This is a genomic window from Cellulomonas sp. EB106-03-03-XG116 (genome assembly GCF_058792015.1).
Window position 1 is genome coordinate 1 of the sequence record NZ_JBYTEP010000069.1, and the last position, 16,007, is coordinate 16,007.

Sequence of the window (16,007 nt, forward strand, 5' to 3'; positions counted from 1 at the left end):
CGAGATCTACACTCCACGGCCTTCGTCGGCAGCGTCAGATGGGGAGAAGAGACAGCCGCGGCCCCCTCCGACGCGGTCCTCCCGGCCACGGGCACCGACGACGCCGCCCGGTCGGCCTCCGCGCCCGTCGGCGGCGGCGACCGCCCGGTGCCGCCCGCGCCCAGCGCCCCGGCCCCGTCCGGCACCGGCGCCGCCGGCAGCCCGCTGCGCACCGCCGCCGGCCAGGACGTCCTGGCGGTCCTCACGACCCTCGCGCTGGTCCTGGGCGGGTCGCGGCTCCTCGCCGCCGCCCGCGACCGCGTCGAGCTCCCGCTCCGTCTCCGCGACGTCCCCGTCTTCCCCGCCTGAGTCGGGCCCCGGCGCTCGCGGCACCCGTGCCGCCGCGCCCCACGGGCCCTCGCGCCGCACGCCGGCGCACCGACTCAGAAGCAGGGGAAGACGATCATGCACACGAACATGAGGCGAGCGGTCCACACCGCTCTGCTGACCGGCGGCCTCGTCGTCGCCGGGGCCGTGTCGGCCTACGCCGCCGACGACGACGGCCTGCTGTCCGGCCTCGGGATCGAGGCACCCGTCGACGTCTCCGTGGACGTGACCGGCCTCGCCGCCGGCGTCCTCGGGGACGCGACGACCACCGCTGCGGCACCCGCGGCCGCGCCCGCCCCGGCGGCGCCCGCCCCGGCGGCCGACGCCGGCGGGGGGAGCTCCGAGGGGGTGGCCTCCGGCACCGCCGTGGCCGCCCCGGTCAGCGTCCCGGTGGACGTCTCGACGGTCGCCGTCGGCGTCCTCGGCGACGCGTCCGCGACGACGCCGGCCGCTCCCGCAGCGCCCGCCACCGCCCCGACCGCCACGGCCGGGGGCGGGGAGGCCGACGGGATCGCCTCCGGGACCGGCGTCGCCGCCCCGGTGAGCATCCCGGTCGACGTCGACGGGGTCGCCCTCGGCGTCCTCGGCGACGCCAGCACCACCGGTGGCACCACGCCCGCCGTCGGCGGCACCGAGGCACCGACCGCCACGTCCGGCGGCGGGGACGCCGAGGGCATCGGCTCCGGCACCGCGGTGGCCGCGCCGATCAGCGTCCCGATCACCGTCGGCGACGTGGCGCTCGGCGTGCTGGGCGACGGGACGGCGTCGTCCACCGGCACCGGGAGCACCGCCGGCGGCCCCACGGCCGAGGCCGGCACCGGGAACGCCGACGGCGCGCTCGCGGGCACCAGCGTCGCGGCTCCGATCAGCGTCCCGATCACCATCGGGAACGTGGCGCTCGGCGTGCTGGGCGACGGGACGGCGTCGTCCTCCGGCACCGGCACCGGGAGCACCGCCGGCGGCCCCACGGCCGAGGCCGGCACCGGCGACGCCGACGGCACCGGCTCCGGCACCTCCGTGGCCGCGCCGATCAGCATCCCGATCATCGTCGGCGACCTCGCGCTCGGCCTGATCGGCGACGCGAGCACCACGTCGACCGGCACCACCGGCACCGGCACCCCCACCGCCGAGGCCGGCACCGGCGACACCGACGGCCTGCTGTCCGGCATCGGCATCGCGCTGCCGGTCACCGTGCCGGTCTCGATCGGCGACCTCGCGCTCGGCGTGGTCGGCGACGCCGCGGTGGTCGACCCGGGCACCGGGACCGCCCCGGGCACCGGCACCGACCCGGGCACCGGCACCGAGGGCACCACGGGCCCCGGCGCCACCACCGACGACGGCACCACCACGGTCGCCGACGTCGGCTTCACCTCCGGGGTCCTCGCCGCGGCCGACCTGGCCGCCGCCCTGGACCGCTCGACGGCGACAGCGGCGGCGGTGACCGTGCCGGCCGCGCTGGCCCCGACGGGCGCCCCGGCCGCCCTGACGGTGCTGGCCGCGCTCGGCCTGGTGGGCCTCGGCCTGCTGCTCCGCCGCATCCCGCGGGTGGCGCTCACCTGACCGCCCGCCACTGAACCCGTCGGCCGGCGGCGGATGCGGGTCCTCCGCCGGCCGACGGACCCCGTGGTCCCCGGACCCCGCAGCTCGGGGCGGCTCTCGCTGACGCCGACCCCGGAACCGAAGGAAGGGAGTGGAACCGGCCACCGCGGCCGGCGACGGGTGCGGGCCCGTCGCCGGCCCGCGGCACGCCCACGGGGCTCCGCGGGACCGCGGCGTCAGGAGGCGCGGAAGGACCGCGCCATCTCGCGCTGCTCGTCGAGCACCTCGCCGATCCGGGCCTGGACCTCGTCCATGCGCCGGATCGTCGTGCTCACCGACTCGATCCCCCGGGACACCGCGGCGGTGTTCGCCTGGATGTCCGCGACCTGCTGCTCGACGCGCGACGTCGCGGTCGACGTGCCGCCGGCGAGGTCCTTCACCTCGGTGGCGACGACCGCGAACCCGCGACCGGCCTGCCCGGCGCGGGCGGCCTCGATCGTGGCGTTCAGGGCGAGCAGGTTCGTCTGGTCCGCGATCGACGAGATGACCCGGATGACGTCCCCCACGGCGGAGGACGACGCCTCGAGCGTGCGGACCTCTTCGGCCATGGCGGCGGTCTGCGCGACGGCCTCCTCGGCGACCCGGACGGCCTCGGACGCGCTCTCCGACAGCCGGGCGACGCTGCCGAGCAGCGCCTCGGACGCGGCGCGGTCCCGCTGGGCGGCGCGCAGGATGTCGACCCGCTGGGACACCAGGCGCGCGACGTTGCGGAGCGAGCCGCGCCGGCTGTCGGTGAGCTCGATGGTCGCGGTGGTGAAGAAGTCCATCGTCCCGAGGACCTCGTCGCCGACGATCACCGGGATGCACACCCCCGAGCGCACGCCGGCGCGCTGCGCGGCGGGTGCCCGCACGCAGTCGGTGAGCTCGCCGAGGTCCCGGACGAACACGAGGTCCCGGGCCCGCCAGGCGCGCCCCGCCAGCCCCACGCCCTCGGCGAAGCTCGCGGCGAGCGTGACGCGGCGGAACTCCTCGCCCGCGGTGCCGGACTCCACCTGGAACCGCAGCACGCGCGCCTCGGGATCGACCGCCCAGTAGGAGCCGTAGTCCCAGCCGAACTCCTCGCGCACCGTGTCGAGGGCGACGCGCAGCGCCTGCTCCTCGTCGGTGCACTGGCCGACCTTCGAGACGGACGCGGTCACGGCCTGCTGGTCGCGCGCGACCTGGGCGATCTCGTCCGCGGCGCGGCGCGCCTCCAGCGCCTGCGAGACCGTCCGGGCCAGCACGTCGAGGACGAGCACCTGCGCGGGCCCCTCCGAGCGGCGCTCGGTGGACAGGAAGTCCAGCACCGCCACGACCTCGCCGCGGTGCCACAGCGGCATGGTCATCGCGCCGCGGGCGCCGGCGCGCAGGAACGCCTCGCCGCGGGTGCAGTTGGTCGCGTGCTCGTTCAGGTCCGCGACCGGCAGCACGCCGTCCCGCTGCCACGCGAGCCCGCACAGCCCGACGCCCTTCGGCATCCGGTAGCCCGGCGTCATCTCGGTGAGCTCGCGGGACAGGTGCCCCGTCTGCGCGACGAACACGAGCGCGCCCTCGGCCGGGTCGACCCGCCAGGCCGACGCGTACGCGAAGCCGAGGGCGCCCCGGATCGTCTCGACGATGTCCCCCAGGTCGCCGTCGCCCGACGAGCCGAGCGCGCGGACCACGTCGTCCAGCGCCCGGAGCTCCCGCTCCACGTCGGCGCCCTGCGCCGGCTCGGCCGCGGAGCCCCGCCGCCCCCTGAGACCCGCCATGTCCGTACCCCTCGCTGCTGTGCCCGTGCGCCTGGTGCGTCTGCTCCGCACGGCTCCCCCGAGTGGCCTCCGCATCGGCAGCCACGGCCGCCGCGTGAGGGATCGGGCGAGCGCTCTCCCCGTCCGGGCGCACGGCGTCACCCGCCCGAGCGCGGCTCCGGGGTCGTCCCCGGCCGCCTGACCTGCTCCGACGGGGGAGGGCGGTCCGCGGGGCGTCGGCCGCGGATCACCCGATCGCCCGTCGTGGGAGGATGCGGCCCATGCCCGCGCACGAGAGCAGCCCGTCCGCCGCGCCCGCCGCCCGCACGTCGCTCGCCGACGTCGAGCCGCCGATCGCCCTCGGCCCGCTCGACGGCCGGTACCGCCGGACCGTCGCCCCGCTGGTCGACCACCTGTCCGAGGCCGCGCTGAACCGCGAGCGGGTGCACGTCGAGGTCGAGTGGCTGATCCACCTGACCACCCACGGCGTGGTCCCCGGCGCGCCGGTGCTGTCCGACGCGGACCAGGCGTACCTGCGAGCGGTCGTGGCGGAGTTCGGCGCCGACGACGTCGCCCGGCTGGCCGAGATCGAGCGCACCACCGTGCACGACGTGAAGGCCGTCGAGTACTTCCTCAAGGAGAGGATCGCCGCGGCGCCGTCGGTGCTCGGCGGGGGCACGGTGCTGCCGTCGGTCTCCGAGCTCGTGCACTTCTGCTGCACCAGCGAGGACATCAACAACCTGTCGTACTCGCTCATGGTCCGCGGGGCGGTGCGGGACGTGTGGCTGCCCGCCGCGACCGGCCTCGTCGACGACCTCGCCGCCACGGCCCGCGACCTCGCCGACGTGCCGATGCTCGCGCTGACCCACGGCCAGCCCGCGACGCCCACCACGCTCGGCAAGGAGCTCGCGGTCCTCGCGCACCGGCTGCGCCGCCAGCTGCGTCGGGTCGAGGGCGCGGAGTACCTGGGCAAGCTCAACGGCGCGACCGGCACCTACGGCGCGCACGTGGTCGCGGTCCCCGGCGCGGACTGGCCCGAGGTCAGCCGCACGTTCGTCGAGCACCTGGGCCTGACCTGGAACCCGCTGACGACGCAGATCGAGTCGCACGACTGGCAGGCCGAGCTGTACGCCGACGTGGCGCGGTTCAACCGGGTGCTGCACAACCTCGCGACCGACGTGTGGTCGTACATCTCCCGCGGCGTGTTCACCCAGATCCCGGTCGCCGGGGCGACGGGCTCGTCGACGATGCCGCACAAGGTGAACCCGATCCGGTTCGAGAACGCCGAGGCGAACCTCGAGCTGTCCTGCGCCCTGCTCGACTCGCTCGGCGCGACGCTGGTCACCAGCCGCCTGCAGCGGGACCTCACCGACTCCACCACGCAGCGGAACATCGGGCCCGCGTTCGGGCACTCGCTGCTCGCGGTCGACAACGTGCGCCGCGGCCTCGCCGCGCTGTCGGTGGACCGCGACCTGCTGGCACGGGAGCTCGACCAGAACTGGGAGGTCCTGGGCGAGCCCGTCCAGTCGGCGATGCGCGCGGCCGCGGTCGCGGGGGTCACCGGCATGGAGAACCCGTACGAGCGGCTCAAGGAGCTGACCCGCGGCCGCCGGCTCACGGCGGACGACATGCGGGAGTTCATCGCGGGCCTGGGCCTGCCGGCCGACGTCGAGGCCCGCCTCCAGGCGCTGACCCCGGCCGGCTACACGGGCCTGGCGGCGGATCTCCTCCGGTACCTGGACGCCTGACCCCCGCGCGGTGCGGGACCGCCGCGTTCGGTGGCTCCCGCCCGGTTCGGTGGCTGGAGGTACCGAACGCGGCGGGAGGCACCGAACTCGCGCGATGCGCGGGCCGCGGCGGGCCCGCGGGTCAGCGCGCCGGGGCCGAGAGCGCCGGGCGCGGGACCTCGACCGCGGCCAGGTCCGCCAGCGCGGCGGCGTACGCCGCGGCGTCGCCCGCCCGGGCGGCCTCGCGGGCGCGGACCGTCGGGGCGTGCAGGGCGGACCGCACCCGGCGGCGCAGCGCGCGGGCCTCGCGCTCGGGCAGGCCGTCGACGGCGAGCCCGAGCTCCTCGAGCACCCGGCGGCGCTCGGCCACGACCGGCGGGTTCCACTGCCGGGTGCGCAGGTCGCGCTCGAACGTCGCGGCCTGCTCCTCGACCAGCGCACGCGCCTCGGCGACCGTCGCGGAGTGCCCGTCGGGGGCGTGGTCGGCGACGGTGGTGAGGCTGACCAGCCGCACCCCGGGCAGCTCGCCGACCGCGGGGTCGACGTCGTGCTGCAGGGCGAGGTCGAGGACGGCCAGCGGGCGGGCGCCGAGGGCGGCCTCGGCGGACCGGGCGCGGATCAGCGCGTCGACGTCGAGGACCGCGCCGGAGGCACCGCTGCAGGCCACGACCAGGTCGACGCCGGCGAGGCTCGCGGCGAGGTCGTCGGTCGCGGCGGTCACCCCGCGCTGCGCGGCGAACCGGCCCGCGCGGCCGCTGGCCGAGTACACGAGCACGTCCCGGCAGCCGCGGGCCTTGAGCGCGGCGAGGCTGGCGCCGGCGTAGGAGCCGGTGCCGATCAGCAGGCAGCGCACGTCCGACCAGTCCGGCAGGCCGTCCTCGACGAGGTCGAGCGCGACGCCCACGACGGAGCGGCCGGCGGCGCCCAGGCCGGTGCGGCCCTCGACGGCGCGGGACGCGCGGGAGGCGGACTGGAACAGGCCCTCGAGGTCGGAGGTCGTGGTCCCGTCGCGGCGGGCGGCGGTGAGCGCGCGGCGGACCTGCCCCGCGATCTCCCGCTCGCCGACGACCATCGACTCCAGCCCGGAGGCGACGGCGAACAGGTGCTCGACGACCCGGGGGCCGGTGGCGGGGGTGAGCGCGTCCGCGACGCGCTCCGCGCTGTAGCCGGAGCGGGCGGCGACGGTGCCGGCCACGGCCGACCGCGCCTCGTCGGCGGCGTCCGCGTCGGCGACGTCCAGGTACAGCTCGAAGCGGTTGCAGGTCGCCAGGACGACCGCCCCCGCGATCGACTCCGAGGCCGTCACGATCTCCCGCCCGACGGCGTGGGTGTCGGCGGACAACCGCTCCAGCACGGACAGGTCGAGGTCGTGATGGCTGGCCACCAACGACAGCATCACCACGCCAAGAATTTAATCACTCCAGGGAAGACGGGGCACAATCGTCCCGATGTCGACTCCGTCACGCCCCGACGCGCCCGCGAGCGCCCCGGCGACCCCCGCCCCCGCCCTCCCGTCGCTCCCCGACGGCGCCGGCCTGCCCGCCGACCACCCGCTGGTGGACGGCCGCACGGCGCACGCGCCCCTCGTGGACGCCTTCCGCGGCCGCACGCCGAGCCGGCGCCCGGTGTGGTTCATGCGCCAGGCCGGCCGGTCGCTGCCGGAGTACCGGGAGGCCCGGAAGGGCACCGCGATGCTGGACGCCTGCCTGACCCCGGACCTGGCGTCGGAGATCACCCTGCAGCCGGTCCGCCGGCACGGCGTGGACGCGGCGATCTTCTTCTCGGACATCGTGATCCCGCTGCGGCTCGCGGGCGTGGACGTCGACATCCAGCCCGGCGTCGGCCCGGTCATGGGCTCGGCGGTGCGCACGGCGGACGACGTCGCGCGGCTGCGCGCCGCGCACCCCGCCGAGTCGCTCACCGCCGAGGTGCTGGCCCCGGTGGTCGAGGCCGTCCGGCTGACGACCGCCGCGCTCGGGTCGACCCCGCTGATCGGGTTCGCGGGCGCGCCGTTCACGCTGGCCGCCTACCTGGTCGAGGGCCGGCCGTCCCGGGACCACCTGGCCGCGCGCACGCTCATGCACGCGGACCCGGGCACCTGGCGCGCGCTCACCGAGTGGGCCGCGGACGTGACCGGCGCGTTCCTGCGGGCGCAGGTGCTCGCGGGCACCAGCGCGGCGCAGCTGTTCGACTCCTGGGCCGGGTCGCTGTCCCTCGCCGACTACACCGCCCGCGTGGCGCCCGCCTCGACCCGCGCGCTGGCGCACGTGGCCGATCTCGGGGTGCCGCGCGTGCACTTCGGCACCGGCACCGGCGAGCTGCTGGCCGCGATGCGGGACGTGGGCGCCGACGTCGTCGGCGTCGACCACCGGATCGGCCTGGACGAGGCGGTCCGCCGGCTCGACGGCCGCGTGCCGGTGCAGGGCAACGTCGACCCCGCGCTGCTCGCGGCCCCGTGGCCGGTGCTGGAGGCGCACGTGCGCGACGTGGTCGCCCGCGGCGCCTCGGCCCCGGGGCACGTCGTGAACCTGGGCCACGGCGTGCCGCCGGAGACCGACCCCGACGTGCTGACCCGCGTCGTGGCGCTGGTGCACGGGCTCTGAGGTAGGGGTCCGGTCCCACCCCCCGGTCACCGGGACGCGGCAGGCTGGACGGATGAGGAAGGACGCGACCACGAACGACGAGGACCGGGCACCCGGCACCGCACGACCCGCCGACCCGGGGGCACCCCCGGGCGCGGCCTGGGACGCCCTCGTCGTCGGCGGCGGCGTGGCGGGGCTCGTCGCCGCGCGCGAGCTGGCCCTCGCCGGCCTGCGCCCGCTGGTGCTCGAGGCGTGGGAGTCGCCCGGCGGCGTCGTCGGCCGGCACGAGGTGGACGGCCTGTCCCTGGACGCGGGCGCCGAGTCGTTCGCCACCCGCGGCGGCGTGGTCGCGGCGCTGGCCGACGAGCTGGGGCTCGCCGACCGCGTGGTCACGCCCGAGAAGCACGGCGCCTGGGTGCGGCTGCCCGGCGGCGCGGGCCCGCTCCCCCGGACCGGGCTGCTGGGGATCCCGGCCGACCCGTGGGCGCCGGACGTCCGCCGCACGATCGGGGTCGCGGGCTCGCTGCGCGCCTCGCTGGACCGCGTGCTGCCCGCGCGGGTCGGGACCGCGGACGGCACGACGCTCGGCGCCCTCGTGCGCGCCCGGGCGGGTCGGCGGGTGCTGGACCGCCTGGTCCGGCCGGTCGTCGCCGGCGTGCACGCGGCCGAGCCGGACGACGTCGCCGCGGACGCCGTCGCCCCCGGGCTGGTCGCCGCGGTGCGCCGCGAGGGGTCCCTCGCCCGCGGGGTGACGGCGCAGCGCGCGCTCGCCCCCGCGGGGTCCGCGGTCGCGGGGTTCCGGGGTGGGCTGCACGTGCTGGTCGACGCCCTGGTGGCGGACGTCCTGGCGCGCGGCGGCTCGGTGCGCAGCGGGGCGTCCGTGCGGGCGGTCGCCCGCGCCGCCGGCGGGTTCGACGTCACCGTCGACGGGCCGGACGGGTCGGGGACGCTCACCGCCCCGCGCCTGGTCGTCGCGACCCCGCGCGCCGTCGACCTGCTGGCCGGCGTCGCCCCGGGCCTGGCGGGCCTGACGACGGACCCCGGCGCCGACATCGTGCTCGTGACCCTGGTGCTGGACGCCCCGGCGCTCGACGCGGCCCCGCGCGGCACCGGCGTGCTGGTCGCCCGCGGCGTCGCCGGCGTGCGGGCCAAGGCGCTGACGCACGCGACGGCGAAGTGGGCGTGGCTCGCCGAGGCGGCGGGCCCGGGCCGGCACGTCGTGCGGCTCTCCTACGGCCGGGCCGGCGAGGACGGGGCGGACGCGCTGCCGCGCGACCTCGACGCGCTCACGGACCTGGCGGTGCGGGACGCCGCGGCCGTGCTCGGCGTCCCCCTGCGCCGCGAGCAGGTCCGCGCCGCCGCCCGGGTGCGCTGGCGCCAGGGGCTGCCCGTCCCCAGCGCCGCGCACCGGGAGACCGTGCGGCGGGCCCGGGACGCCGTCGCGGGCGTGCCCGGCCTCGCCGTGGTGGGCGCGTGGGTGTCCGGCAACGGCCTCGCCTCCGTCGTCCCCGACGCCCGAGCCACCGCGGCGGCGCTCGCCTCGTCCGCCCCGCCCGCCGACCCCGACCGCACCCCACCCCCGGAGGCCTGACCCGTGCACCGCAGCCCACGACCCGCGGTTTCGACAGATCCGCGCGGGGTGGCCGAGACTGGGGACATGCCCCAGACGGTCCGGGTCGGCACCCGTGCGAGCGCGCTCGCCCTCACCCAGACGGGGCACGTGGCCGACGCGCTGACCGCGCTCGGCGCCGGCCCGCACGAGCTGGTGCGCGTCCGCACGGACGGCGACCGGCTCACCGGGTCGCTGGCCACCCTGGGCGGCACGGGCGTGTTCGTGACCGCCCTCCGGGACGCCCTGCTCGACGGCCGCTGCGACGTCGCGGTGCACTCGTTCAAGGACCTGCCGACCGCCGTGGCCCCGGGCCTGGTCGTCGCGGCGGTCCCCGTGCGCGAGGACCCGCGGGACGCCCTGTGCGCCCGCGACGGCCGCACGCTGGCGACGCTGCCGCAGGGCGCGGCGGTCGGCACCGGCTCGCCTCGGCGCGCGGCGCAGCTGCGCGCCGCCCGCCCCGACCTGCGGGTGGTCGACATCCGCGGCAACGTCGACACCCGGCTGCGCCGGATCGAGGACGACCTCGACGCGGTCGTCCTCGCCCGGGCGGGCCTGGCGCGGCTGGGCCGGCTGGACGCCGTCACCGACGCGCTGCCGTTCGACGTGATGACCCCGGCGCCCGCCCAGGGCGCGCTGGCGGTCGAGGTCCGCGCCGAGGACGCCGCCGCCGGCACGCCCCTCGCCCGGGCGCTGGCCGCCCTGGACCACCGGCCCACGCACCTGGCCGTGCTCGCCGAGCGCGCGCTGCTCAGCCGGCTCGAGGCGGGGTGCGCCGCGCCGGTGGGCGCGCACGCGCGGCTCGGCGCGGACGACGTGCTGACGCTGGAGGCGGTCGTGCTCCGGACCGACGGCACCGAGGCGCTGCGCCGGACCGCGTCGACGACGCTGGCGGGCGGCGCGACGGGTCCGGCCGACGCGGACCCCGCCGCGGCCGCCGGCCGGGTCGCGCTCGCCGCGGCCGCCCTCGGCACCCGGCTCGCCGAGGACCTGCTGGGCGCGGGCGCCGCCGAGCTGGCGGAGCTGGGCGCGTGACGGGCGCCGACGGCGCCGCCGCGACCGCGCACACCCTCCCCGCCGGGCCGCTGGCCGGCCGGACCGTCCTCGTCCCGCGGGCCACCGAGGGGCCGGACCCCCTGGTCATCGCCCTGCACGCGGCCGGCGCCGAGCCGCTGGTCGTCCCGCTGATCCAGACCGTCCCGCCGTACGACCCCACCGAGCTCGACGACGCGCTGCTCGCGCTCGAGGTCGGCTACTACGGCTGGGTCGCGGTCACCAGCGCCGCCGCCGTGCCCGTGCTCGTGGACCGCGCGGAGGAGACCGGGCACACGCTGGCCGACCTGCTCGACGGGGTCCGGGTGGCCGCGGTCGGCGGCAGCACCGCCCGGGCGCTGCGCGAGGCGGGCGTCCGGGTCGACCTGGTGCCGGCCGGGCGCTCCTCGGCCGTCGCGCTGCTGGCGGCCTGGCCGGCCGCCGGCGAGGAGCCCGCCCGGGTGCTGCTGCCGCTCGGCGACCTCGCCGCGCCGACGATGGCCGCGGGCCTGGCCGCGCGCGGCTGGCCGGTCGACGTCGTCGTCACCTACCGCACGGTCCCCGGCCCGGCCCCCGAGCCGGAGGTGCGCGACGCGTACGCCGCCGGGCGGGTGGACGCGGTCCTGCTCACGTCGGGCAGCACCGCGCGGAACCTGCTCGCGATGCTCGGCGCCCCGCCCGCGGGCACCCTCGTGTGCTGCATCGGCGACTCGACCGCCGCCGAGGCCCGGCGCGCCGGGCTGCCGGTGCACGCCGTCGCCGACGACCAGACCCCGGGCGGCCTCGTCGCCGCCCTCGCGCGCGCCGCCGCGGCGCGGGACGACGCCCAGGACGCGGGCGCCCCCACCGACGAGAGCCCGGCCGCGGCCCACCCCGCCGCGCCGGACGACACCCCCGCCGCCGCACCCCGGGCGGCCCATCCGGACGGAGAGCACGCATGACCGCACCCGCACCCGACACCCCGACCCTCCCGCTGTCGACGGCCGCCGCTGTCGCCGCCGCGCGACCGGGCCGGGTCCGCCCGCGCCGGATGCGCGGCACCGCCGCCCTCCGCCGCTCCGTCAGCGAGGTCCGGCTGCACCCGGCCGACCTGGTGCTGCCGATGTTCGTCAAGGAGGGCCTGGCCGAGCCCGCGCCGATCGCGTCGATGCCCGGCGTCGTCCAGCACACCCGGGACTCCCTGCGCCGGGCCGCCGCCGAGGCCGCCGCGGCCGGGGTCGCCGCCGTGAACCTGTTCGGCGTCCCGCTGACCCGGGACGCGGTCGGCTCCGGGGCGACCGACCCCGACGGCGTGCTCAACCGCGCGATCGCCGACGTCCGGGCCGAGGTCGGTGACGCGCTGGTGATCCAGGCGGACCTCTGCCTCGACGAGTTCACCGACCACGGCCACTGCGGCGTGCTCACCGCGGACGGCCGGGTGGACAACGACGCGACCCTCGAGCGGTACGCCGAGATGGCGCTGGTCCAGGCCGAGGCGGGCGCCCACGTGGTCGCGCCGAGCGGCATGATGGACGGCCAGGTCGGCGTGATCCGGGACGTCCTCGACACCGCCGGCCGGGACGACGTGGCCGTGCTCGCCTACGCCGCGAAGTTCGCGAGCGTCCTCTACGGCCCGTTCCGCGACGCGGTGGAGTCGACCCTCGAGGGCGACCGCCGGACGTACCAGATGGACCCGGCGAACCGCCGCGAGGCGCTGCGCGAGGTCGCCCTCGACATCGAGGAGGGCGCCGACCTCGTCATGGTGAAGCCGGCCGGCGCGTTCCTGGACGTGCTCGCCGACGTCGCCGCCGTCAGCACCGTGCCGGTCGCGGCCTACCAGGTGTCCGGCGAGTACGCGATGGTCGAGGCGGCCGCCGCGCAGGGCTGGCTGGACCGCCGCCGCGCGATCACGGAGTCCGTGCTCGGCATCCGCCGCGCGGGCGCCGACCAGGTGCTGACGTACTGGGCCGTCGAGCTGGCCCACTGGCTGCGGGAGGAGTGGCGGTGACCGGGGTGACCAGCACGGGCACGTCCAGCACGAACGAGGGGCTGTTCGACCGCGCGCGGGGCGTCGTGCCCGGCGGCGTGAACTCGCCCGTCCGCGCGTACGGCTCCGTCGGCGGGGCCCCGCGGTTCCTGGCGAGCGCCCGCGGCGCGTACGTCACGGACGTCGAGGGCCGCGAGTACGTCGACCTCGTCGGGTCCTGGGGGCCCGCGCTCCTGGGGCACGCGCACCCGGAGGTCGTCGAGGCCGTCCGCGAGGCCGCCGGCCGGGGCCTGAGCTTCGGTGCGCCGACGCTCGCCGAGGTGGAGCTCGCCGAGGCGGTCCGCGCCCGGGTGCCGGCGGTCGAGCGGCTGCGCCTGGTGTCCACCGGCACCGAGGCGACCATGACCGCGATCCGCCTGGCGCGCGGCGTCACCGGCCGGGACACGGTCGTGAAGTTCGCCGGCCTCTACCACGGGCACTCGGACGGCCTGCTGGCGGCCGCGGGCTCCGGCCTCGCGACGTTCGCGCTGCCCGGGTCGGCCGGCGTCCCCGCGGCGATCGCGGCCGAGACGATCGTGCTGCCGTACAACGACGTCGCCGCCGTGGAGGCCGCGTTCGCCGAGCACGGCACCCGGATCGCCGCCGTGATCACCGAGGCCGCGCCGGCGAACATGGGCGTCGTCCCGCCGGAGCCCGGCTTCAACGCCGCGCTGTCCCGGATCACCCGCGAGCACGGCGCCCTGCTGATCCAGGACGAGGTGCTCACCGGGTTCCGGGTCGGCCCCGCCGGCTGGTGGGGGCTCGAGGCGGCGCGCGAGGGCTGGTCGCCCGACCTGCTGACGTTCGGCAAGGTCGTCGGCGGCGGCATGCCGGTCGCCGCGCTCGGCGGCCGCGCCGAGGTGATGGACGCGCTGGCGCCGGTCGGCCCGGTGTACCAGGCGGGCACGCTGTCCGGGAACCCGGTCGCCGTGGCGGCCGGCCTGGCGACGCTGCGCCTGGCCGACGACGCCGTGTACGCGGCGGTCGACCGCGCGTCCGCGACGCTGCAGGCGGCCGTGGACGAGGCCCTCACCGCCGCCGGCCTGCGGCACGCCGTGCAGCACGCCGGCAACCTGTTCAGCACCGTGCTCGGCACCGACGCGGGCGCGCGCGACTACGCGCAGATGCTCGCGACCGAGTCGTGGCGCTACCCGGCGTTCTTCCACAGCCTGCTGCGCGACGGGGTGTACGCGCCGCCGTCGGCCTTCGAGGCGTGGTTCGTGTCCGCCGCGCACGACGACGCGGCGCTCGGCCGGATCGTCGAGGCGCTCCCGGCGGCGGCCCGCGCGGCGGCCGAGGCGGTGCCGCCCGCGGCGTGACCGCCGGCGCACCCTTGCCGACCGAGGGGTAGGAATTGCCCTGAGAATGGTTCCTACCCCTCGGTAACATCCCGGATCCCAGGCCGCTGACCTGCACCTTTTCAGGTGTGAAATGTCCGCGTAACACGGGAATGTTCGAAAATCTCAGATCCTGTGCTACTCCTATGACCCACGTCACGGGCGCGCGAGCGCGCCCGTGGTCACGCGACCATCCCCCACGCGGCCGGGGACGCGCCGCCGGGTCACCCCGGGCGGCCGCGCCCCGGCTGGACCTCCTTCACAGGGAAGAGGTACACGCATGACTGCGGTTCCCCTCGGCCGCCGGCGCGGCATCGTCTCCGCGGCCGGCCTGGCCGCCACCGCCCTCGTCCTCGCCGCGTGCGGCGGCGGCTCCGGCGGCGGCGACGACACGTCGGACGGCGGCGGCTCCGGCGGCGGCTCGCTGCTGATCGGCACGACCGACAAGATCACGACGATCGACCCCGCGGGCTCCTACGACAACGGCTCGTTCGCCGTGATGAACCAGGTGTACCCGTTCCTCATGAACACGCCGTTCGGCAGCCCGGACGTCGAGCCGGACATCGCCGAGTCGGCCGAGTTCACCTCGCCCACCGAGTACACGGTGACCCTGAAGCCGGGCCTGACGTTCGCGAACGGGAACGACCTCACGTCCTCCGACGTGAAGTTCACGTTCGACCGCCAGCTCGCGATCTTCGAGTCGGGCGCGGACGACGGCAACGGCCCCGGCTCGCTGCTCTACAACCTGGACAGCGTCGCGGCCCCGGACGACACCACCGTCGTGTTCACCCTCAAGTCCCCGGACGACCAGGTGTTCCCGCAGATCCTGTCGAGTCCCGCGGGCCCGATCGTCGACGAGGAGGTCTTCGCCGCCGACGCGCTGACCCCCGACGACGAGATCGTCGACGGCCAGGCGTTCGCCGGCCCGTACACGATCACCGGCTACAGCCAGAACGACCTCGTGTCGTACGAGGCGAACCCGGAGTACCAGGGCCTGCTCGGCGCGCCGAAGAACGAGGAGGTCTCGGTCACGTACTACGCCGAGGCGTCCAACCTGAAGCTGGCCGTGCAGCAGGGCGACGTCGACGTGGCGTTCCGCAGCCTGTCCGCGACCGACATCGAGGACCTGCGCGGCGACGACAACGTCAAGGTCGTCGACGGCCCCGGCGGCGAGATCCGCTACATCACGTTCAACTTCAACACGCAGCCGTACGGCGCGACGACGCCGGAGGCCGACGAGGCCAAGGCGCTCGCCGTCCGCCAGGCCGTGGCCGACCTGATCGACCGCGAGGAGATCGCGGACCAGGTCTACAAGGGCACCTACACGCCGCTGTACTCCTACGTGCCCGAGGGCCTGACCGGCGCGACCGAGTCGCTCAAGCCGCTGTACGGCGACGGCGAGGGCGGCCCGGACGCCGACAAGGCCGCGTCGACCCTCGAGGCCGCGGGCGTCGAGACCCCGGTCCAGCTGTCGCTGCAGTACAGCAACGACCACTACGGCCCGTCCTCCGGCGAGGAGTACGCGCTGATCAAGGACCAGCTCGAGTCCACCGGCCTGTTCACGGTCGACCTGCAGACCACCGAGTGGGTGCAGTACGCCAAGGACCGCACGTCGGACGTGTACCCGGCCTACCAGCTCGGCTGGTTCCCGGACTACTCGGACGCGGACAACTACCTGACGCCGTTCTTCCTGACGGAGAACTTCCTGGGCAACCACTACGACAACCAGGAGGTGAACGACCTGATCCTGCAGCAGGCCGTCACCGCCGACGCCGGCGAGCGCTCCGCGCTCATCGAGCAGATCCAGGACGCGGTCGCCGCGGACCTGTCCACGGTGCCGTACCTCCAGGGCGCCCAGGTGGCCGTCGTCGGGGCGGACGTGACCGGCGCCGAGGACACCCTCGACGCCTCGTTCAAGTTCCGCTACGGCGCGCTCTCCCTCGGCTGATCCGACCGACACCACGCCCGGCGGGGGGGGGGGGGGGGGGGGGGGGGGGGGGGGGGGGGGGGGGGGGGGGGGGGGGGGGGGGGGGGGGGGGGG

Annotated in this window: 11 protein-coding genes and 1 pseudogene; 10 read left to right on the plus strand and 2 right to left on the minus strand. The window is 77.4% G+C overall.

Annotation, left to right across the window (positions count from 1 at the left end; all coding sequences use genetic code 11):
- Together AC3WUG_RS17695 and AC3WUG_RS17700 are read left to right on the plus strand one after the other, a co-directional pair.
- Positions 1 to 348: pseudogene (locus AC3WUG_RS17695) on the plus strand (hypothetical protein); the annotation flags it as partial.
- Between the two features lie 108 nt (positions 349 to 456).
- Positions 457 to 1,926 carry a hypothetical protein gene (locus AC3WUG_RS17700; RefSeq protein ID WP_492328864.1) on the plus strand — a complete coding sequence of 490 codons (1,470 nt, stop codon included), beginning with the start codon at positions 457 to 459 and terminating at the stop codon, positions 1,924 to 1,926.
- Positions 1,927 to 2,141: 215 nt separating this feature from the next.
- Here the strand turns inward: AC3WUG_RS17700 and AC3WUG_RS17705 are convergent, their stop codons facing one another.
- Positions 2,142 to 3,695, minus strand: a complete 1,554-nt coding sequence (locus tag AC3WUG_RS17705) for a methyl-accepting chemotaxis protein (protein ID WP_210417249.1) — start codon at positions 3,693 to 3,695, stop codon at positions 2,142 to 2,144.
- 260 nt (positions 3,696 to 3,955) lie between these two features.
- Here AC3WUG_RS17705 and purB point away from each other — a divergent pair, with 260 nt between their 5' ends.
- Positions 3,956 to 5,422: an adenylosuccinate lyase gene (gene purB, locus AC3WUG_RS17710; protein ID WP_492328865.1), complete on the plus strand. Its 1,467-nt coding sequence runs from the start codon at positions 3,956 to 3,958 to the stop codon at positions 5,420 to 5,422.
- A 121-nt stretch (positions 5,423 to 5,543) separates the two neighbouring features.
- Here the strand turns inward: purB and AC3WUG_RS17715 are convergent, their stop codons facing one another.
- A complete protein-coding gene (locus AC3WUG_RS17715; protein WP_492328871.1) occupies positions 5,544 to 6,797 on the minus strand; it encodes a glutamyl-tRNA reductase in 1,254 nt (417 codons plus the stop codon).
- A 52-nt stretch (positions 6,798 to 6,849) separates the two neighbouring features.
- Between AC3WUG_RS17715 and hemE the strand changes: the two genes are divergently transcribed.
- The 7 genes from hemE (at position 6,850) to AC3WUG_RS17750 (ending at position 15,914) form a co-directional block, all read left to right on the plus strand.
- Positions 6,850 to 8,004: a uroporphyrinogen decarboxylase gene (gene hemE, locus AC3WUG_RS17720; RefSeq protein WP_492328866.1), complete on the plus strand. Its 1,155-nt coding sequence runs from the start codon at positions 6,850 to 6,852 to the stop codon at positions 8,002 to 8,004.
- Between the two features lie 52 nt (positions 8,005 to 8,056).
- Entirely contained in the window at positions 8,057 to 9,574 is a 1,518-nt protein-coding gene (locus AC3WUG_RS17725; RefSeq protein WP_492328867.1) for a protoporphyrinogen/coproporphyrinogen oxidase, read from the plus strand.
- Positions 9,575 to 9,640: 66 nt separating this feature from the next.
- Positions 9,641 to 10,627, plus strand: a complete 987-nt coding sequence (hemC, locus tag AC3WUG_RS17730; RefSeq protein ID WP_492328868.1) for a hydroxymethylbilane synthase — start codon at positions 9,641 to 9,643, stop codon at positions 10,625 to 10,627.
- Complete coding sequence (locus tag AC3WUG_RS17735; protein WP_492328869.1) at positions 10,624 to 11,565, plus strand: uroporphyrinogen-III synthase; 942 nt, start codon at positions 10,624 to 10,626, stop codon at positions 11,563 to 11,565. Before hemC ends, AC3WUG_RS17735 begins: the two co-directional genes overlap by 4 nt.
- A gap of 89 nt (positions 11,566 to 11,654) precedes the next feature.
- Positions 11,655 to 12,611 (plus strand): porphobilinogen synthase, encoded by a 957-nt coding sequence (gene hemB, locus AC3WUG_RS17740; RefSeq protein WP_492328872.1) that lies wholly within the window; start codon positions 11,655 to 11,657, stop codon positions 12,609 to 12,611.
- A gap of 5 nt (positions 12,612 to 12,616) precedes the next feature.
- A complete protein-coding gene (gene hemL / locus AC3WUG_RS17745) occupies positions 12,617 to 13,948 on the plus strand; it encodes a glutamate-1-semialdehyde 2,1-aminomutase (RefSeq protein ID WP_492328873.1) in 1,332 nt (443 codons plus the stop codon).
- A gap of 298 nt (positions 13,949 to 14,246) precedes the next feature.
- Positions 14,247 to 15,914, plus strand: coding sequence for an ABC transporter substrate-binding protein (locus tag AC3WUG_RS17750; protein ID WP_492328870.1), 1,668 nt, complete (start codon positions 14,247 to 14,249; stop codon positions 15,912 to 15,914).
- Positions 15,915 to 16,007: the final 93 nt, after the last annotated feature.